Source organism: Micromonospora chalcea (genome assembly GCF_028768405.1).
Classification (GTDB): Bacteria; Actinomycetota; Actinomycetes; order Mycobacteriales; family Micromonosporaceae; genus Micromonospora; species Micromonospora chalcea.
Genome location: NZ_CP118233.1, coordinates 1,604,501 through 1,623,986 on the forward strand (window position 1 = coordinate 1,604,501; position 19,486 = coordinate 1,623,986).

Below are 19,486 nucleotides of genomic sequence, written 5' to 3' on the forward strand. Positions count from 1 at the left end.
TGACCACACCGTCAGCACCGAGGAGACCGTTCATGGACAAGCCCCAGGTCGGCCCGATCGAGGGCGCGCCGCCCGCGGATCTGGTCGTCGAGGACATCACCGTCGGCGACGGCCCGGAGGCCCGCCCGGGCCAACTGGTGAGCGTGCACTACGTGGGCGTGGCCCACTCGAACGGCCGCGAGTTCGACGCCTCGTGGAACCGGGGTGAGACGTTCGAGTTCCCGCTCGGCGGCGGCCAGGTCATCGCCGGCTGGGACCAGGGCGTCGTCGGCATGAAGGTCGGCGGCCGGCGCAAGCTCACCATCCCGCCGCACCTGGGCTACGGCGCCCGCGGCGCCGGCGGCGTCATCAAGCCGAACGAGACGCTCGTCTTCGTGGTGGACCTGCTCGGCGTGCGCTGAGCGCAGCGCCGTTCACGTCGGGCCGTCGGCACTCGCGCCGGCGGCCCGTCGTGTGCCCGGCGGCCCGCTCCCGTTCAGGCCGCGCAGGCCACCATCTCGTGGGTGCGGCCGGACCGGTCGTGGGCACGGCTCGGCACGTCCTGCGAGCGGTCGGAGCAGCGCACCGGGAGCACCCGGTGCAGGCCGGTCACCCGCAGCACCCGGGCCACCACCGGGTCGGGGTCGACGAGCACCAGCTCGCCACCGCGGGCCCGGACCCGCAGGTGGGTGGCGACGAGCGCGCGGACCCCGGCGGCGGACAGCAGCCGCACACCCGACAGGTCGACCCGCAGCACCGGCCGCGCCGGCGCGGCCCAGAGCGCGGCCCGGAACGCCGTCACGGTGGCGATGTCGATCTCGCCGACCGGACGCAGCTCGACCACGTGATCGTGCACGTCCATCGCCACGTGGAAGCGCTCAACGCTGTGTACCATGCGGCCAAACCTACCCGGCCCCACCGACATTTCCGGGCCTCGCGGCGGGGGTTCCGGGTACTGTCCGGGAACCGACCCCGAGCCGTCTCAGGGTCATCCCGCAGCCGCCGCGCCACGGGCGCGAAACGCCGTCGGGCACTGCCCTTCGCGACGCCGCCGGGCCACAATGAGCCGATGGCCGTCCCCCGCCCGCGTGCGCCCCTGCTGATCCGGCCGGTCCGCGAGCCGGCGACCGTGCCGCCGCCGCTGACCGGGCCCTGGACGCCCGCCGACACCCGGCTCGACCGGGCCGACCTGCTGCCGTTGCCGGCCGGCGGGCACGGGCCGGAGGACGTGGTGGTCGACGCCGACGGCCGGGTGGTCAGCGGCGACGAGGACGGCCGGCTCTGGTGGTGGCCCGCCGACGCGCCGGCCGGCACCCGGCCCACGCTTCTGGCCGAGACCGGCGGACGGCCGCTGGGCATCGAACGGGACCCGGCCGACGGCGGGCTGCTCGTCTGCGACGCGTACCGGGGACTGCTGCGGGTCGACCCCGCCGGCGCGGTGCACGAACTGACCGGGACCGCCCCGCCGGTGCACCTGGCCGACAACGCGGCGGTCGCGAGCGACGGCACCGTCTACTTCACGACTCCTCCGACCGCTTCCCGCTGTCGCACTGGAAGCGGGACCTGCTGGAGCACCGGCCCAACGGGCGGGTGCTGGCCTACGACAGGCGCACCGGGCGCACCGACGTGGTGGCCGACGGGCTCTACTTCCCCAACGGGCTGGCGCTCACCCCGGACGAGTCGGCGCTGATGCTCGCCGAGACCGCCACCCACCGGCTGCTCCGGATCGACCTGCCGGGCGGGCGGGCCACGGTGCTGACCGACCTGCCGGCGTACCCGGACAACATCTCCGCGGTGGGTGACGGGACGTACTGGGTCGCGTTGCCCAGCCCTCGGCTGGCGGCGATGGAACGGCTGCTGCCGCACCCGCGCGTACGCCAGATCGTCGCGCTGCTGCCCGGCGCGGTGCAGCCCCGGCCGCGCCGTTACGGGCTGGTCGCGCTGGTCGACGGCGCGGGGCGGGTGCTACGGACGCTGCACGGCCCGAGCGGGGCGTACCCGATGGTCACCGGCGTGCGGCAGCACGGCCGCCGGCTCTGGCTGGGCAGCCTGACCGCGGCCGGGGTGGCCCGCGTCGACCTGGACTGAGCACGGCACGGGGCCGTTCCTCCCCAGGTTCAGCCGCCGCTGTTGCTCCGCGACGGCGCCGGCGCCGGCGCCGACCCGCCGGCCACCGCGCCCGGGTGCGGCGTGGCGCTCTGCGTGGGCTTCAGCCCCGCCGGTACGGGCAGCGCGCTGCCCTTGGCGAACTCGTCCCAGCTGACGTTCCAGGCGGTGAAGCCGTTGCCCTGGTCGAGCTTCACCTCGGTGCCCCGCACTGTCACCAGGTCACCGACCTGCGTGACGCCCATGAGCCAGTCCGCGGCCGTGGCCGACACGTTCGTGCAGCCGTGCGAGGTGTTGGTGTAGCCCTGCTCCCCCTCCGACCACGGCGCGGAGTGGATGAACTCGCCGCCCCAGGTCAGCCGCTGGGCGTCGTCCACGTCGACCACGTAGCCGCCGTTGGGCTCACCCCGGGTGTCGAACGTGGTGTGCTCGTGCTTCTCCATGATCACCATGGTGCCGCTGGACGTCGGCGTGCTCTCCTTGCCGAGACTGACCGGGATCTTCTTGAGCACCTTGCCGTCCTCGTAGACGGTCATCTGCTTGGTCCCGTTGTCGATGTCGAGCGTCACCTGCCGGCCGACCTTGGCGGTCGCGACCCGGTCGGAGTCGCCGATCGCCTCCTTGCCGATGGGCAGCCCCTGCAACGCGCTGCGCACGCTGATCGTCGTGCCCGGCTTCCAGCGGTCCGGCGCCCGGTACTCGGCCTGCTTGCCGTCGGCCACCCACGACCAAGTGCCGGGCTGCGGCGGGTCGGTCTTCACGAACAGCCGGCGCTGCACGTCCGCGCGGGCCTCCTTCGGAATCGGCGGGTCGAATCCGAGCACCACCGGCATCGCCGTCCCGTACGTCTGATTCGGCCGGAAATACAATTCGCTGGTGACGGCCGGTTTGGTGGATTTGGCCATCGTCGTGAACGTCGTCTTCTGCGTGGCGGTCTTCCCCGAATCGCCGGTCGCGGTCACCTCCGCCGTGTACGTCCGGGAATTGGCCAGCGGACGGTCCGGCACCCAGCCGGAGCCGTCCTCGCGCGGCTGGGCCGGTACGGCGTTGCCCTTGTCGTCGGTCAGCTTGACGGCTGTCACCTTGCCGTTGCTGACCTTCGTGCCCACCTCCGCGCTGATCGGCACGTTCTTCGTGCGATCGGCGGGTGTCACGGTGACCGACGGCGGCGACGCCTCGGCCTGTTTCGCCACCGACTTCGGGCCGGCGGTGCACGCGCCGACCGCCAGCGGCGCGGCTGCGACAGTCATCGCGAAAAGCGTCAGTCGGCGCCTCGCAAACATATTTCGCCCCCCATTTCCGAACCCTCTCGCCCACATTCTGTAGGCCCGGGATCACGCCGTGGCACCTTCGGCGGAATTGCTCGGAAAAGGCTGCGGAGAATCGTGCCGGACAGGTAATTCCCGTCCCCGCTTGCGCCGCACGCGCCCTCCGCCCGGTTCCCACCACCGCCCTCCTCACCTCGTGACCGCCCCTTGTCCGTCGATCATGAAGTTGACGGCGCGCGGCGTCCTTTTTGTCCGCGTCAACCTCATGATCGACGAAGAGAGGGCGCCGTGAGGTTCCGACCCGGCGAGATCTTGGTACGAAACGGCCTCCACAGGGCCACTTTGCTACCAAGACCTCGACCGATCCCACGCACCGGAACAAGGTTCCCGCAAGACGGCCAGCGCTGGACTCCCTCGCTCGCGTCACCCGCGCCGCCGCGGCGATCTTGCAGTTGCGGCCCCGGAGAAGGGTGCGAATCGGGCACGTCGAGGGCCGCAAGTGCAAGATCGCGAGCGGGGGACGGGGAGCCCGGGGCGGGGGCGGGGACGCGGCGCGGCCCCGGACCTCCGTGGGGAGGGCCGGGGCCGGGAGCCTGACCGGTCAGACGTTGGCGACCAGCAGGGCGGGCTGCTCGACGCAGTCGGCGACGTGGCGCAGGAAGCCGCCCGCCACCCCGCCGTCGCAGACCCGGTGGTCGAAGGTGAGGCTGATCTGGGTCACCTTGCGGACGGCGAGCTGCCCGTCCACCACCCACGGCTTGTCCACGATCCGGCCGACGCCGAGCAGCGCCGCCTCCGGGTGGTTGATGATCGGCGTCGAGCCGTCGACGCCGAACACGCCGTAGTTGTTGAGCGTGAATGTCCCGCCGGTCAGCCGTGCCGGGGGCAGCGTGCCGGCCCGGGCCGCCGCGGTGGTCTCGGCGAGCGCGGCGGCCAGCTCCCGGGTGGTCAGCCGCTGCGCGTCACGCAGCACCGGCACGACCAGGCCCCTGTCGGTCTGCGCGGCGATGCCCAGGTGCACGCCCGCGGACTGGATGATCCGCTGCCCCTCGGTGTCGACGTGCGCGTTGAGCTGCGGGAACTTCCGCAGGCCGCTGAGGCAGATCCGGGCCAGCAGGGCCAGGATGCTCACCGGCGCCTCCGGCGCGGCGGCGTTGATCGCGGCGCGCGTCTCCAGCAGGCCGGTGGCGTCCACGTCGACCCAGATGGTCACCTCCGGGATCTCCCGGCGGCTGCGGGAGAGCTTGTCGGCGATCACCTTGCGGATGCCGGTGAGCGGGATGACCGTGTCACCGTCGCCGGCCGGGGCGAGCCCGACGTGGGCGGCCGGGGCGTCCGGCACCGCGGCCAGCCGGGCCGCCGGAGCAGCAGCGGCCACGGCGGCGTCCAGGTCGGCCCGGCGGATCACGCCGCCCGGCCCGGTGCCGCGCAGCGACGCCAGGTCGATGCCGTGCTCCTTCGCCAGCCGCCGCACGATCGGCGAGATGACAAGCGGCGCCGCCGCCGGTCCGCCGGTCCGCGCCGGGTCGACCGACGCCGGCGCGGCCTCGGGAGCGAGCGCCAGACGCGGCCGACGCCGCCGCCGGCCCGAGCCGCCGTGGCCGGTGCCGTAGCCGATCAGGACGTTTCCGGACCCGGCCCGCTCCTCCTCGCGGTAGGTGGCGTGCGGGTCGGGGGCGTCGTCGAGCGGGGCGATGGTGATCAGCGGCTGACCGACCGGGCGTACCTCACCGGCCGCGCCGTGCAGGGCCACGACCCGTCCGGCGTACGGGCACGGCACGTCGACGACGGCCTTGGCGGTCTCCACCTCGACCACGCTCTGGTCCACGGTGACCACGTCGCCCACGGCCACCCGCCACTCGACGATCTCCGCCTCGCTCAGCCCTTCCCCGAGGTCGGGCAGGAGGAAGTCGCGGGTCCCCACAGCCGTGCTCATGCCGTGCCGGCCGGGCATGCCCTCACGGCCCTCGCTCCGCTCGGTGCGTTCGGTCATGCCGCGCTGGTTGGGCATGCCCTCACGGCCCTCGCTCCGCTCGGTGCGTTCGGTCATGCCGCCACCCACCTCGTGTCGGGCTGGTCGTCCCACTGCAGGCGGGCCACGGTGTCCAGCACCCGGTCGACCGAGGGCAGGTGGGTGTGCTCCAGCATCGGCGCCGGGTACGGGATGTCCAGCCCGGACACCCGCAGCACCGGCGCGTGCAGCGCATGGAAGCAGCGCTCCTGCACCCGCGCGGCGATCTCCGCGCCGACACCGGCGAAGCCCTGCGCCTCCTGGATCACCACGCACCGGCCGGTACGGCGTACCGAGGCGGTGACCGTGGCGTCGTCGAACGGCACGATGCTGCGCACGTCGACCACCTCCAGGTCCCAGCCCTCCTCGCGGGCGGCCTCGGCGGCGGCCAGCGCCACAGGCACCGCCGGCCCGTACGCGATAAGCGTCGCGTCGGTGCCGGGGCGGCGCACCACGGCGCTGCCGATCGGCGCGGTACGGGCCGGCAGCTCCGCCTCGGCGCTGGTGAAGTAGAGCTTCTTGGGCTCCAGGAACACCACCGGGTCGGGGTCGTCGATGGCGGCGCGCAGCAGCGAGTACGCGTCGTCCACGGTCGCGGGCGTGACCACCTTCAGGCCGGGCGTGTGCGCGTAGTACGCCTCGGACGAGTCGCAGTGGTGCTCCACGCCGCCGATGCCACCGGCGTACGGCACGCGGATGACGATCGGCACGCTCAACGCGCCGCGGGTGCGGTTGCGCAGCTTCGCCACGTGCGAGGCGATCTGCTCGAACGCCGGGTAGGCGAACGCGTCGAACTGCATCTCCACGACCGGCCGCAGCCCGGACATGGCCAGGCCGACCGCGAACCCGACGATGCCGGCCTCGGCGAGCGGGGTGTCGAAGCAGCGCTTGTCGCCGAACCGGGCCTGCAGCCCGTCGGTGATCCGGAAGACGCCGCCGAGCTGGCCGACGTCCTCACCGAAGACGACCACCCGCTCGTCGTCGAGCATCGCGTCGGCGAGCGCCGCGTTGAGCGCCTTCGCCATGGTCATGGTGGCCATCAGGCGTCCCCCTCCGCGTCGGCGGCCAGCTCGGCCCGGACCATCTCGCGCTGCTCGACCAGTTGCGGCGTCGGTTCGGCGTACACGTGGTCGAACAGGCTCAGCGGGTCCACCGTCGGCTGGTCGTCCATCCGGCGGCGCAGCGCGGCGGCGTACTCCTCGGCCTCCTCGGCGATCGCCGCGACGGCGTCGTCGTCGAGGACGCCCTTGGCCCGCAGGTACGCCTCGAGCCGGGCGATCGGGTCGCGGTCGCGCCACGCCTCGACCTCGTCGGCGTCGCGGTAGCGGGTCTGGTCGTCGGCGTTGGTGTGCGGCTCCATCCGGTACGTGTGCGCCTCGACCAGGTAGGGGCCCTTGCCGGCGCGGGCGTGCGCGACGGCGCGCTCCAGCACCGCGAGCACGGCGACCGGGTCGTTGCCGTCGACCTGCTCGCTGGGTACGCCGTAGCCGACGCCCTTGTACGCGAGGCTCGGCGCGGCGGTCTGCCGGGACAGCGGCACGCTGATCGCGTACTTGTTGTTCTGCACCAGGTAGACGACGGGCGCCTTGAACACGGCGGCGAAGTTGATGCCCTCGTGGAAGTCGCCCTCGCTGGTGGCGCCGTCGCCGATGAACGCCAGCGCCACGGTGTCGCGGCCCTGGTACGACTCGCCGTAGGCCAGCCCGGCGGCGTGCACGCACTGGGTGGCGAGCGGGGTGCACTGCGGCGCGGTGCGGGTGGCGGCCGGGTCGTACCCGCAGTGCCAGTCGCCGCGCAGCAGCGTGAGCACCTCGACCGGGTCGAGGCCGCGCGCGGTCAGCGCCATCGACTCGCGGTACGTGGGGAACACCCAGTCGTCCTCGCGCAGCGCGAGCACGCCGCCGATCTGGCACGCCTCCTGGCCGCGCGCGGACGGGTAGACGGCGAGGCGGCCCTGCTTGGTCAGCGCGGTGGCCTGCACGTCGAAGCGGCGGCCGACGACCATCCGCCGGTACATCTCGCGCAGCGTCTCGACCGGCGGCTCCGGGTAGTCGTCGCGGGCCGGCAGCGGGGTCCCGTCGGGTTCGAGCAGCCGGACCGGTTCCCGCTGCGGCATGAAGCCGGCCGACGGGTCGGGTGCGGCCGGGGTGGTCTTCCGGCGGGTGCGCGGGGATGCCCTGCGGACCGCCTGGGGTGTGGTCGTCACGGCGGGGACCTCCTGGACGTGTGGTGGCCCTATGCTCCCGGTCGTGGATGATTGACTCAACATGCGGGATGAACGCGGGACGAATGGCACGGGAAGGCGGCTGCGGTGAGCCAGGAGACCGGCACCACACCGGGCGCGGCGGGCGGAACGGGACGTTCGGCCGGGCCGTTGGACGAGGTGGACCGGCGGATCCTGCGCGAGCTGGTCCGCGACGCCCGCACGTCCATCCGTACGCTGGCCGAACGGGTGCACGTCTCGCGTACCAACGCGTACGCCCGGGTGGAGCGGCTGCTGCGCGACGGCGTGTTGACCGGGTTCACCGCGCGGGTCGCGCCGGAGCCGGCCGGGCTGGGCACGTCGGCGTACATCGCGCTGACCATCGAGCAGAACACCTGGCGGGAGGTCTCCGCCGAGCTGGCCCGGGTGCGCTACATCGAGCACGCGGCGCTGCTCAGTGGCGAGCACGACGTCCTCGCGCTGGTCCGGGCGCCGGACAACGCGACGTTGCGGGACGTGGTGCTGGACCGGGTGCAGAGCATCGCCGGGGTGCTGTCCACACGTACCTGGCTGGTGTTCGAGGAGTTCGACGGCACGCAGAGCCCCTGGGACTGACCGCCTCAGCGTTCCGGCGGCGACTCCAGCCCTTCGGCGTCGGCCCGCTCCAGCAGGGGTTCCAGCGAGTACCGCCGCCCGTCCAGCCCGGCGTGCGGGTCGCCGCGGTCGGCGAACCGCCCGGGCATGCTGACCACGTCGAAGTCCTCCGGGCGGGCGTCGTCCAGCTCGGACCACTCCAGCGGCGCCGAGACCAGCGCCGCCGGTGTCGGCCGGATCGAGTACGCCGAGGTCATGGTGTGGTCGCGGGCCATCTGGTTGTAGTCGACGAAGACCGGCCGGTCCCGCTGGTCGCGCCACCAGGTGGTGGTGACCAGATCGGGCAGGCGGCGCTGCATCTCCCGGCCCAGCGCGAGCACCGCCCGCCGGCACTCGCCGAAGCTCCAGCGCGGCTCGATCGAGACGTACACGTGGATGCCGCGCCCGCCGGTGGTCTTCGGGTAGCCCTCCAGGCCCAGCTCGGCCAGGTACGCGCGTACCTCGTGCGCCACCGGCACCACCTGCGCGAAGTCGACACCCGGCATCGGGTCGAGGTCGATGCGCAGCTGGTCGGGGCGTTCCACGTCGCCCTTCGACACCGGCCACGGGTGGAACCGCAGCGTGCCCAGGTTGGCCGCCCAGATCACCACGGCCAGCTCGCTCGGGGCCACCTCGTCGGCGGTACGGCCGCTGGGGAACGTGATGTGCGCGGTGCGCACCCAGTCGGGCGCGCCGGCCGGAAGCCGCTTCTGGTAGAACGCGTCGCCCTTGTTGGTCTGCCGGGTGGCCACCTTGGCGCCCTCGAACACGCCGCGCGGCCAGCGTTCCAGCATGGTCGGCCGGTCCCGCAGCGCGCGCAGGATGCCGTCGCCGACGGACAGGAAGTAGTTGACCACGTCCAGCTTGGTCAGCCCGCGCTCCGGGAAGTAGGGCTTGTCGGGGCTGGAGACGCGGACCAGCCGCTCCCCCACCTGGATCTCCTGCGCCGCCGTGGTCGCCACCGTCACACCGTAGCGATCCTGGCCGGGCGTGGGGACCGGCTCACCGGGACTCCCCGGTGACCGACAGCCGGATCCAGGCGTCCACCCAGGCCCGTACCGCCGGTTCGCCGGGGTCGGCGCCGAGCGCGCCGGCCAGGCCGGACACTGTCGCGCCGCAGCGGTCCAGGCCGACCGCGGCGAGCCCGGCCGCCGTCGCGCGCAGCCGCTCCGGGAAGGCGGCCGGCAGATGCCGCAGGCCGGTGTGCGCGGCCTGCGCGAGCAGCGCCACCGCCGCACCCAGCGCCGCGGCGACCGGGTCGGGCCGGGCGTCGACCGCGCCGGCCAGCCGCCCGTCACCCACCCCAGGCGCCAGATCGGGTACGACCACAGTGTCGGCGACCACCGCCAGCGGCTCGACGACGAGTCCGTCGGCGCCCCGTCGGACTGTCCCGCTGACGTAGCGCGGCGGCCCGTGTGTGCCGTCCATTGCCGCCGCGAGCGCGTCGAGTGCACCCGGGGCGGCGGCGTGGTGAGTGGCGGTGACGGTCGCCGTGCCGCCGTCGACCCCGGTCACCGTGGCGTGCAGGCGCTGTTCGCCGGCCGCGTACCCGATGGCGCGGACCTCGCCGAGCGCGAGCACCCGCACCGACTCGGCGGCGGTCCGGGGACGCAGCAGCCGGGGTGGCCGTCCGGCCAGCTCGGCGGCGAGCGCGTCCGGGTCGCGGGCGAGCAGGCCCGGCGGCAGGCCGGACCAGTCTCCCGCGCCGGGCGTGACAGTGGTGCGGGCCAGCCGGCCGGCGGCGAACCGGAGCTGGTGCGCGGCGCTGCGCACCGCCGACTCGGAGACCACGTTGCCGCCGGCGAGCGCGCCGAGCGTGGCGCCGGTGATCCGCCGCCCGGCCAGCTCGCGCCCGGTGGGCGGGTCGTCGCCGGTGACCGGGTAGGCGCGGCGCAGCACCAGCACCGAGACGGCGGCCGGGTGGGCGAGCACCACGTCCACGCCCACCTCGCCGCCGCTGGACCGGACCCGGGCGCCGAGGCCGGTCAGCCGTACCCGCCGCAGCGGCGTCTCCGCCGGTTCGTGGGTGCCGAGTACCCGCTCCGGCGGGGTGGCCCCGGCGTTGACCACCGCGCGCCGCCGCGCGGGCAGCTCGGCGAGCAGGTCGGCGAGGGTCTCCGGCCGGTACCGGGCGCCGCGCGCGGCGTACGCCTCCAGTTGCCCGGCCAGGTCCTCCACCGCGAGCAGCGGCCAGCGCAGACCGGCCGCGTCGAGGTCACGCCGGGCCGCCGCGAGCCGGGCGTCCACGCCGGAGCCCAGGTGCGCGGCGCCGGTCAGCAGCACGTCGGCGGCCAGCGCCACCGCCGCGTCCAGCGCCGGGTGATCCGTCACGGTGGCCGGTCCGCCGACGCGTACCTGCGCCTCGGGACGGTCCGGGTGTTCCCGGTCGGCCGCCCGGCACGCCCACACGGCGAGCGCGATCGACTCTCCGCCGTCGTCGGCGGCGTCGCCGCGCGCGTACCCGATCTGGTGGGGCACGAGGAACCGGACCGTGCCGGTGGGCAGCTCCACGCGCGGGACCGGGTCGGCGGCGTCCGGCCGGTGGACCACGGCGGTGTAGCCGCGGCGCAGCCGTCGCTTCGCGGCGGCGAGCGCCGGGGCGTTGATCGCGGCGGCCAGTTCCTCGTCGGTGACGTCGCCCGGCGACCACCGCCACGGCTCGCCGCCGGAGCCGGCGTCCTCCCGGCCCGGCGCGGCACCCGTGTCCGGGGCGGCCTCCCCGTCCAAGGCGGCCTCCCCGTCCGGCGCGGCCTCGCGGGCCGGGGCGTCGGCGTGCGTGCGCTGGTAGGTCAGCACGACGGTGAGCAGGTGCCGGCACACGCCGGGCGCCGGGCAGGAGCAGATCCCGGCCGCGAGGCCGCCACCCACGGGCAGCGTCACCGTCACCCCGTCCGGGTACGCGGCGCGCACCGCGCCGTCGGCGTCCTCGGTGAGCACCGGCCGCTCACCGGCGTCGACCTCCCTGGTGGCGCGCTTCACCAGGCCCCTGTTGCTCAGCGCGGCCAGCACGTCCGGGGTGAGCGCGATCAGGTCGTCACGGGTCATCCGGTCCCCCTACCGGCCCACGTGCTCGGCCACGAACGCGGCCAGCTCGCCCGGCGTCATCGCGCCCACCGCCGCGCCCACGTCGGCCAGCCGCTGGGCGGTGGCCCGGTCGTACGCCGGGTCGGCCTCCTCGTCCAGCGCGGCCAGCGCCAGCACGTGCGTACCCTGCTCCACGAGCTGCTGCACCGACCGGACCAGACGCCCGGCGTCCCCGCCCTCGTAGAAGTCGGACACCAGCGCGACGATCGCCCGGCGCGGGTTCTCCACGAGCTGCGCGCCGTACGCGACCGCGCGGGCGATGTCGGTGCCGCCGCCGAGCTGCACCTTCATCAGCAGCTCCACCGGGTCGTCCACGTCGGAGGTCAGGTCGACCACGTCGGTGTCGAACGCGACCAGGTGGGTGCGCACGCCCGGCAGCCCCCACAGGCAGGCGGCGGTCACCGCGGCGTAGATCACCGAGCCGAGCATCGAACCGGACTGGTCCACCAGCAGGATCACCTGCCAGCGGTCCAGGTGGCGGCGGGTACGGGAGAAGAAGTGCGGGTGCCGTACGTGCAGCCGGCGCTCGTCCGGCCGCCAGTGCGCCAGGTTCGCCCGAATGGTGCGCCGGACGTCGAAGTTGCGGGCCTGCCGGAACCGGCTGGGTCGTCGCGCCCGAGGCCCGGAGAACGACTGCCGCACCTCGGCGGCCAGCCGCTCGACCAGTTGCCGCACCACCGCCTCGACCAGCTTGCGGGCCAGGCGCAGCACCTCCGGGTCCATCAGGTGCTTGGTCCGCAGCACCGCGCGCAGCAGCGCCGGGTTCGGCTCGACCCGGGCCAGCACCGCCGGGTCGGTGACGACCTCGTGGATGCCGTACCGCTCGACCGCGTCGCGTTCCAGCCGCTGCACCGTCTCCTTCGGGAACAGCCGGGTGATCCCGTCCAGCCAGTCCACAGTGGTCAGCACGGACGGGCCGGACCCGCCGCGCCGCACGTCGCGGCGGCCGAGGTCGGCGTCGCGGCCGTAGAGCCAGTCCAGCGCCGCGTCCCGGCCGGCCGCCTCCGCCGACAGACCGCCCAGGCTGTCCTGCGCGGCGTCGCCGAGCACCAGCCGCCAGCGTTCCCGCATCGGGTCCGTCACGCCCGCTCCCCCTCCCACAGCCCTTCCCGGGCCAGCACCGCGTCGACCCGCTCCTCCACCGCGCGGGCGGCGGCCACCAGCAGCGGGTCGGCGTCCAGCCGCAGCAGATCACCGGGCGGCGCGTCGCCGCCGTGCAGCGCCTGCACGTGCCGGGCCACCTCCGCCCGCTCCCGCGGCGGGAACCAGCCGAACGCCTGCCGCAGCGCCGGCAACGCCACCAGGAAGTCGTGCGCGCCCATCCCGGCCAGCAGCTCGTCGACGACCGTGAGCAGCGCGGCGTCGCCCGCCACCACCTCCTCGCGGGCCAGCGCGAACAACCCGGACAGCCAGTCACCGAGCGTGTCCGGCGCGGCCACGGCCCGGACCGCGCGGGCGGCGTCCGGCACGTCGCCCAGCGACCAGGCCAGGCCCAGCGCCGCGCCGCGCAGGTCCGGCGGCGCCGCCGCGTCGGCGGCGACCCGCCCGGCCACCGCGAGCGCGCCGTCCCGGTCGAGCCCGAGCGCCGGACCGGCGTGGCGGATCGCGTCCCGGACCGCGACGAGCGCGGCCAGCCGTCCCGGGTCGGCCGGCGCGGCCGTGGCCCGCACGCCCTCGACGAGCCAGAGCGCCCGGCGTACGGCGGCGGTGATCAGCGCGCCCAGCGGTGCGGTTCCGGCGCTGCCGAGGAGCCGGTCGTGCCGCCACAGCGCCAGCGCGACGGCGAGCGCCCGGCCCAGCGCCCGCAGGTCGGTGACCGTGCCGGTGGCGCGGGTGATCGCGGTGAGCGTGCGGGTGGAATGCTCGGAAAGCCCGGCCAGCGCGGTGTCGAACAGCGTCGTGGCGAGCGCGTCGACGTCGGCGCCGAGCAGCGTCACCCGCTCCTCGATCCGGGCGGTGACGGCGTCGGTGACGGTCGGCCCGTACCCACCGGCCTCGATCACCCGGGCGAGCCGGTCCGCCGACGGCGCGGGCGTCCAGCGTTCGGTGAGCAGCGCGTCCGCGCCCACCCGGGGGCCGCTCTCGCGGCTGTGACCGGGTACGTCGAGCAGCCGCAGCCGGTGCAGCAGGCGGCTGCGGGCCAGGTCGCCGGAGACTGTCAGGTCCAGCTCGACCGTCTCCTGCGGATCGATCCGGTGCCGTGCCAGCTCGGCGTCGACGTCGTGCACGAGCGGCGGAAGTGGCGTGTCCGGGTGCAGGCGGCCGACCCGGTCGCCGCTGAGCGCCGCGACCATCTCCACCACCACCGGGTGCGCGCCGGGCGCGAGGGTGCCCCGGGTCGCCCACGGCAGCGGCTGGTCGAGCGCGTCGGTGACCAGCGCGGACACCAGAGCGTCGAGCACGTCGACCCGGCCCGGGTGGGCGTGGCCGCGCAGCCGGGCCAGGCCGCCGGCCATGGTCCGGGCGGCGATCAGGTCGGCGGTGGAGACGGGCTGCCGCCGGGCACGCAGCCGGGCCGCCACCGCCTCGGTGAGCGCCTCCGCGGCCCGGCGCGGGCCGTCCTCCCAGACCCACTGGTAGTACGCCGGGGACGGCATCCCGGACTGGTAGCCGACGAACGCGTCGAGGCGCCGGAACGAGTACGGCACGAGGTAGCTGCCCGCCACCGCCTCCGGAACCGGGGCGGGCACCTCCGGCCAGTCCTCGTCCTCCGGTCCGTCGTCCCCCGCCCCGGCGGTGAGCCGGACCAGGGCGGGACGGTGGAAGCCACCGGTCACCACCAGCACCGGGCGGCCGGCGGCCCGGCGGCGGGCGGCGCGTACCCAGCGGGCCATGTACGCCTCCCGGGCCGTGTCGTCCGCCCCGGCCGCCGACTCGCCGCGCAGCACGTCGAAGTACGTGTCGAGGCGCTCGGCCAGCCCGTCGTCCGGGCCGATCTCGAACAGGTGGTCCCAGAGCGCGTCCACGTTGTCCACGGCGAGGGTGGCGCAGAGCCGGCGCACCCCCTCGGCGTACCGCTGGTCGGCGTCGGCGTACCGGTTGGCGCGGCCGGACAGCGCGGGATGCCACGCGGGCAGGTCGATGAAGCGCAGCTGCGCGCCCACCTCACGTCCGGCGGTCAGCGCCACCCACTCCGGCGAGTACGCGCAGAACGGGCTCCAGGAGGCGTGCCGCCGGTTGCCGTCGCGGTGCGCGGTGAACACGGCGATCGGCAGCTCGTGGTCTCCCAGCAACTCGTCCATCCGCCCGTTCAGGTCCGCCGGCCCCTCCACCAGCACGTACGCCGGGCGCAGCCGCGCCACCGTGGCCGCGACCAGCCGGGCGCAGGCCGGGCTGTGATGCCGGACGCCGAGGAAGGTGACGCCGCCGGGCGCCTCGACGGTGCTCACCCGGGCAGCAGGTGCCGGGCGTCGTGCACCGCCCGCCACTGCGCGCCGGAGCGGCGGGACACCTGCTGTTCCAGGTAGCGACGCAGCCGGGCCAGGTCCTCCGCGTCGTCCTTCGCGGCGGTGCCGGCCAGGCAGGCGACCAGGTCGGCGGCGTCGCCGGGCTCGCCGCGCAGGAACCAGCCGCGCAGCCCGACCGCGTGCGCCACCGACACCGCCTCGGCGGTGCTCATCACCGCCGACAGCCGCTCCATCGCGTCGCCACGTTCGGTGATCCCGGTCCGCAGCTCCCGGAACGTGGTGACCAGCACCTCCAGCAGGTCCCGGCGGGGCGGCGCGGTCACGCCGGAGCGGCGCAGCAACTCGCCCGCCTCGGCCTCCACCAGTTCCAGCTCGGTGCCGAGGTCGGGGATCGGGAAGACGGTCTCGAAGTTGAACCGCCGCTTCAGCGCGGCGCTCATCTCGTTGACGCCCCGGTCCCGGGTGTTCGCGGTGGCGATCACGTTGAAGCCCTCGCGGGCGAACACCATGGCGTCGGCGCCGGGCAGCTCCGGAATGGCGAGCACGCGGTCCGACAGCGGGGAGAGCAGGCAGTCCTGCACCTCCAGCGGGCAGCGGGTGATCTCCTCGAAGCGGACCACCCGCCCCTCGGCCATGCCGCGCAGCAGCGGCGCCGGCACCAGCGCGCGCGGCGACGGGCCGTCGGCGACCAGCAGCGCGTAGTTCCACGAGTAGCGGATCTGGTCCTCGGTGGTGGCCGCGCCGCCCTGGATGGTCAGCGTGGAGTCGCCGCTGACCGCGGCCGCGAGCAGCTCGGACAGCAGCGACTTGGCGGTGCCGGGCTCGCCGACGAGCATCAGCCCGCGGCTGGTCGCCAGCGCCACCAGCGCCCTGTCGATCAGCGACGGGTCGCCGACGAACTTGCGCCGGATCCCGGCCGCCAGGTCACCGAGGATGAACCGGCGCGCGGCGCGCAGACTCAGCCGCCAGCCCGGCGGGCGCGGGTCACTGTCGTTCGCAGCCAGCGCGGCCAGCTCGTCGGCGTACCGCACCTCGGCCGGAGGCCGCTGCGCCCGCTCGGCGGTCGGGTCGAGCGCGGTCACCGGGTCACCTCCGCCAGGTCGCGCAGCACCTCGGAGACGGTGACGTCGTCCAGGTCGCCGAGGCGGACCTTGCCGTCGCGCTGGAACCAGCCGCCGTACGGCACGTCGTTGACCCAGATCGCCTCGATCTTCTGGTCGGGGAACATGTCGACGATCCCGACCGCGATGCCGGGGTCGAGGTCGATCACCACCGCCCCGCCGCCGGGGACCTCGCGTTCCAGCCAGCTCTGGATGCCGGCGTCCTGCGGGTCGCCGCGCCGCCAGCCTCGCCGCTCCAGGCTGAGCAGCCGCCCCGCCGGGACCGTGACGCCCGCGTGCCGCCGCAGCAGCTTCTCCGCGCGCTCGGCCTCGTCCAGCCGGTGCACGTCGCGGCCGAGCTGCGGGAACGGCTGGAGGATCTCGTAGTCGGCGAAGACCTCCGCCCAGGCCGGCACCGCCGTGCCGAGGCGCAGCGGGTGCGCGATGGTGACGGTGGCGTCATCCGGCAGCGCGTACGTCTCGTCGTCGGCGTCGGCGAGCGTGCGGTCCTCGGCGACCCGGAACGCGGTGACCACCTGACCGGCGTCGTCCACAGTGGCCCAGACCAGCCGGCGCACGACGTGCCACAGCAGCGGGTGGGACAGGAAGTAGCGGCGGAAGTCCGTGGCCGGCCAGCGCCGCCCGGTCACCATGGCCGTCTCGAAGCGGCGGATCTGATCGGCGGCGAGCGTGCGCACGTCCTTCTTCAGGCCGGCGAAGCGCTTGTGCGCGGCGGGCGCGAGCGTGGCGTCGTCCCGGGCGCCGGGCTTGGGCAGGTCCTTGCGGCGGGCGCCGGTGCCGTCCACCACGTACGGCTTGAGCTGCTCGTCGAAGCCGACGGTGAACCGGCGCGGCCCGTAGTCGAGGACCAGACTGCCGTCGGCGTCCAGCCCGAGGTCGGGCACCAGCCGGTCGCCGAGCTGCTCGGGCGTCAGCCCCAGCCCGTCGGCGACCTCGGTGACCTTGCGGGCCGCCTGCTCCCGCAGGCCGCGGAACTTCACCTTCTGCGAGATGCCGTACAGGTGCATCAGCGCCACGTCGGTGCCGATCTGCGCCAGCACCTCCAGGCCGGTCACCGCCCGGGCGTGCTGGCTCTCACCCGGCCAGGCCCGGACCAACGGCGCGAGCCGCCGCGCGGTCGAGTCGTCGCCGAGCAGACCCAGCGCGGTGAACGCCCAGCCGTCCCTCGACGGCGCCCCGGCGGCCTGCCAGCTCTCGAACAGCGCCCAGCCGAACTCCGCCAGGGAGTCGCTGTCGCACGCCGCGCGGACGATCTCCACCCCCGGGTACGGCTCGCCGGGCGCGGAGATGGCGAGCATCGTGCAGAGGTGGCGTACCGCCTCGGCGGGCAGCGCCGCCGAACGGTCCCGCAGCAGCACCTGCGGCAGCACCGCCGGGTCCAGCCACGCCGGCAGGCTCGGCATCCGGGCCGGGAGCTGCGCCAGCGGGTCCGCGTCGAGCATCGCCGTGGCGGCGGCGAGCGCCTCCTCGCCGTGCTCGCGGGCCACGCCGAGGAGCGTGTCGCGGTGTTCGGCGGCGACCAGGCGCAGCGCCCGCTCGGCGGCCCGGCGGCGCGGGCCGGGCGCGCCCAGGGCAGCCGGCAGCAGCGCCCGCACGGCGTACTCCGGGTGCCGCCGCAGCCAGGCCCGGGCGACCGGGCGGGCCGTCTTGAGCCGGTCGAGCCAGTCGGCCATCAGGTCGGCGACCTCGCCGTCGGCGTACGGCAGCAGCACCTCGCCGACACTCTTCGGCGCGGTACGGGCCAGGTGCAGCGCGGTGGGCAGCGCGTCCAGCTCGTAGCGCCCGGCGAGGCGGGACATCCACTCGTCGGCGCCCCAGGACTCGGTGGGCCGCCAGGCCGGCAGCAGCGGCCGGGCCAGTTCCTCGGTGGCCCGGACGAAGAAGTGGATCGCCGCTGACGATCCGGCTCGCCCCGCGGCGACCTCGGCGGCCAGCACGGTCAGGTCGTCACCCCGCCACCAGCCGGACCAGCGGGGCACCACCGCGGCCCACCGCTCCCGCTCGCCCGGCAGCCAGGCCGTGGCGGACCCGGCGGGACGGGCCAGCCCGTCCACCACCGGCGGGGCGGAACGTGGGCGGCGGACCGACCAGGGCGGGGACACCAGCACCGGCGGCAGCCGGTCCGGCCCGGCGGCCGGCAGCGCGGAGGCGTCGTCGTGGATCCGCTCGATCCGCTCCCGCTGCGCCGGGGCCAGCGTCGGCAGCGCCGCCTCGACAGCGGCCGGGTTGGCCAGCACGTGGGCGCGCAGCAACGTGGCTGCCTCCCGCGCAGCCGGGCTGCGCCCCTCGGCGGCGGCGGACAGCAGGCGCACGCCGCGCACCGGGAAGCGGCGCAGCATCTCCGTCACCGCGGGCGGCACGTACCTACGGTCCAGCCGGTCGAGCAGCGCCGCCATCGGCTCGTCGCCGGGCAGGGCCGCCAGCAGCGACGCCAGCCGCTGCCGCGCGTCCGCGCCGGCGTGCTCGTGGTCGAACCATTCGGTCAGCAGCGGCGCGATCGGCGACCCGACCGCCGCGGTGGCGGTGACGATCGGCGCCTGGTCGTACATCAGCCGGTAGACCGCCAGGTGCCCGCTGAGGGCGTGGATCGCGTCCACCTCGTCGACCGCGCCGAGCAGCAGCTCGGCGAGCAGCGGGCCCCCGTCGCGCGCCACGTCGGCGGCGTCCCGGGCCACCCACTCCCGCTCGGTGGGCAGCAGGAACGAGGTGACCACCCGCGTCGCCAACGCCCCGGACCGGTACGGGACCAGCGCGGCGCGGGCCGCGGCGTAGTCGTCGTCGCCGGCCGCCGCGAGATGGGCGCGGACCCGGCGCAGCACGGACTGGCGCAGCCGCCAGTGACCGTAGTTCTGCGACTTCTCCGCCCTGATGCGGTTCAGCGGCAGCGGGGACATCGACCCGGCGGCAGCCACGGTGATCTGCTCGGTCGCGGCGACGGCCGCACCGGCCGGACCGAGATCGGCGGCCAGCAGGTCGCCGAGGGCCAGCCCTTGCTGGTCGCGCCCGTGATAGCCGAGCGCCATGGCCACCGCCGCCACCAGCGCGGCACCGCCCAGCGGACCGGGCTCGCCGTCGAGGTAGCCGCGCAGCGCCGGACCCAGCTCCGGGTCGGTGGTGGCCCGGGCGATGGCGGCGACCTGGTCGGCCACCGAGTCCAGCACCTTCCGCCCGGCGGCCCGCCCCTTCGCGGCGCTGGGCAGGGCCGGGCCCGGTGCGCCGCCCCGGCGCGGGGCCAGCATCCGTCGCCAGCCGGCCGGGACCTCGAACGCGTCCTCGTCCGGCAGGTCGCCGGCGGGCGACGCGGCCGACGGCGTCCCGGCCCGGTCGCTGCCGGCCGAACCAGCGCCGGCCGGATCGGCGACGGTCGCCTCCGGTTCGTGGCTCGGCCCGGCCGGCCCGACGGCCGGCGCGCCGGTGTGCCCGGCGGAGGGCGCGGCGGTCGCCTCGGCGTACCCCTTGCGCAGTTTCTCCGCGATCAGCCGGTCGGCGTGCGCGGCGGCCTCGGCCGGCGAACCCAGCTCCTTGACCTGGGTGCGGCCCTGCGCGCCGAGGGATCCATAGCGGACCGTCACCGTCGCGTCGCGCTGCCCGACCTCCCAGAACTTGGCCGAACCGCCGCCCACGAACTCGAATCTGCGCACACCGTCTCCTTGATCGCCCGCAGTGTGCGGGGA

Annotated in this window: 14 protein-coding genes and 1 pseudogene; 4 read left to right on the plus strand and 11 right to left on the minus strand. The window is 75.4% G+C overall.

The annotated features are described in order from the left end of the window. The first annotated feature begins 32 nt into the window (after nt 1–32). Nucleotides 33–401: an FKBP-type peptidyl-prolyl cis-trans isomerase gene (locus PVK74_RS07470; protein WP_030499930.1), complete on the plus strand. Its 369-nt coding sequence runs from the start codon at nt 33–35 to the stop codon at nt 399–401. Nucleotides 402–475: 74 nt separating this feature from the next. Here PVK74_RS07470 and PVK74_RS07475 read toward each other — a convergent pair whose 3' ends face one another. After that, nucleotides 476–874 (minus strand): STAS domain-containing protein, encoded by a 399-nt coding sequence (locus tag PVK74_RS07475; RefSeq protein WP_083297017.1) that lies wholly within the window; start codon nt 872–874, stop codon nt 476–478. Nucleotides 875–1,048: 174 nt separating this feature from the next. On the opposite strand from PVK74_RS07475, the pseudogene PVK74_RS07480 reads away from it, so the two are divergent. Then, a pseudogene (locus PVK74_RS07480) lies at nt 1,049–1,210 on the plus strand (SMP-30/gluconolactonase/LRE family protein); the annotation flags it as partial. A gap of 56 nt (nt 1,211–1,266) precedes the next feature. Next, nucleotides 1,267–2,067, plus strand: a complete 801-nt coding sequence (locus PVK74_RS07485) for an SMP-30/gluconolactonase/LRE family protein (protein ID WP_274478623.1) — start codon at nt 1,267–1,269, stop codon at nt 2,065–2,067. Nucleotides 2,068–2,096: 29 nt separating this feature from the next. Here PVK74_RS07485 and PVK74_RS07490 read toward each other — a convergent pair whose 3' ends face one another. From PVK74_RS07490 to pdhA, 4 genes are all read right to left on the minus strand, one after another. Continuing rightward, nucleotides 2,097–3,368, minus strand: a complete 1,272-nt coding sequence (locus PVK74_RS07490) for a L,D-transpeptidase (protein ID WP_064445788.1) — start codon at nt 3,366–3,368, stop codon at nt 2,097–2,099. A gap of 586 nt (nt 3,369–3,954) precedes the next feature. Further along, nucleotides 3,955–5,289: a dihydrolipoamide acetyltransferase family protein gene (locus tag PVK74_RS07495; RefSeq protein WP_043330072.1), complete on the minus strand. Its 1,335-nt coding sequence runs from the start codon at nt 5,287–5,289 to the stop codon at nt 3,955–3,957. A gap of 110 nt (nt 5,290–5,399) precedes the next feature. Continuing rightward, on the minus strand, nt 5,400–6,404 hold the full coding sequence (locus tag PVK74_RS07500) for an alpha-ketoacid dehydrogenase subunit beta (RefSeq protein WP_069088570.1): 1,005 nt from the start codon (nt 6,402–6,404) through the stop codon (nt 5,400–5,402). Beyond that, nucleotides 6,404–7,603, minus strand: a complete 1,200-nt coding sequence (gene pdhA / locus PVK74_RS07505; RefSeq protein WP_274479257.1) for a pyruvate dehydrogenase (acetyl-transferring) E1 component subunit alpha — start codon at nt 7,601–7,603, stop codon at nt 6,404–6,406. The genes PVK74_RS07500 and pdhA overlap by 1 nt, the downstream gene beginning before the upstream one ends. A gap of 72 nt (nt 7,604–7,675) precedes the next feature. Here pdhA and PVK74_RS07510 point away from each other — a divergent pair, with 72 nt between their 5' ends. Continuing rightward, entirely contained in the window at nt 7,676–8,182 is a 507-nt protein-coding gene (locus PVK74_RS07510) for an Lrp/AsnC family transcriptional regulator (protein WP_030499924.1), read from the plus strand. 5 nt (nt 8,183–8,187) lie between these two features. Here the strand turns inward: PVK74_RS07510 and PVK74_RS07515 are convergent, their stop codons facing one another. Genes PVK74_RS07515 through PVK74_RS07540 form a run of 6 tightly spaced genes read right to left on the minus strand, consistent with a single transcriptional unit; the run spans nt 8,188 to nt 19,453 of the window. Further along, the gene (locus tag PVK74_RS07515; RefSeq protein ID WP_274478625.1) at nt 8,188–9,168 is read right to left on the minus strand and encodes a DNA polymerase domain-containing protein; all 981 of its coding nucleotides are present in this window, start codon (nt 9,166–9,168) and stop codon (nt 8,188–8,190) included. Between the two features lie 34 nt (nt 9,169–9,202). Then, nucleotides 9,203–11,245: a hypothetical protein gene (locus tag PVK74_RS07520; RefSeq protein ID WP_274478626.1), complete on the minus strand. Its 2,043-nt coding sequence runs from the start codon at nt 11,243–11,245 to the stop codon at nt 9,203–9,205. A gap of 9 nt (nt 11,246–11,254) precedes the next feature. Further along, nucleotides 11,255–12,367 carry a VWA domain-containing protein gene (locus tag PVK74_RS07525; RefSeq protein WP_274478627.1) on the minus strand — a complete coding sequence of 371 codons (1,113 nt, stop codon included), beginning with the start codon at nt 12,365–12,367 and terminating at the stop codon, nt 11,255–11,257. Next, nucleotides 12,364–14,673: a DUF5682 family protein gene (locus PVK74_RS07530; protein WP_274478628.1), complete on the minus strand. Its 2,310-nt coding sequence runs from the start codon at nt 14,671–14,673 to the stop codon at nt 12,364–12,366. The genes PVK74_RS07525 and PVK74_RS07530 overlap by 4 nt, the downstream gene beginning before the upstream one ends. Beyond that, nucleotides 14,670–15,773 carry an AAA family ATPase gene (locus PVK74_RS07535; protein WP_274478629.1) on the minus strand — a complete coding sequence of 368 codons (1,104 nt, stop codon included), beginning with the start codon at nt 15,771–15,773 and terminating at the stop codon, nt 14,670–14,672. The genes PVK74_RS07530 and PVK74_RS07535 overlap by 4 nt, the downstream gene beginning before the upstream one ends. Then, the gene (locus PVK74_RS07540) at nt 15,770–19,453 is read right to left on the minus strand and encodes a DUF4132 domain-containing protein (RefSeq protein WP_274478630.1); all 3,684 of its coding nucleotides are present in this window, start codon (nt 19,451–19,453) and stop codon (nt 15,770–15,772) included. Before PVK74_RS07540 ends, PVK74_RS07535 begins: the two co-directional genes overlap by 4 nt. Between the last annotated feature and the right edge of the window lie 33 nt (nt 19,454–19,486).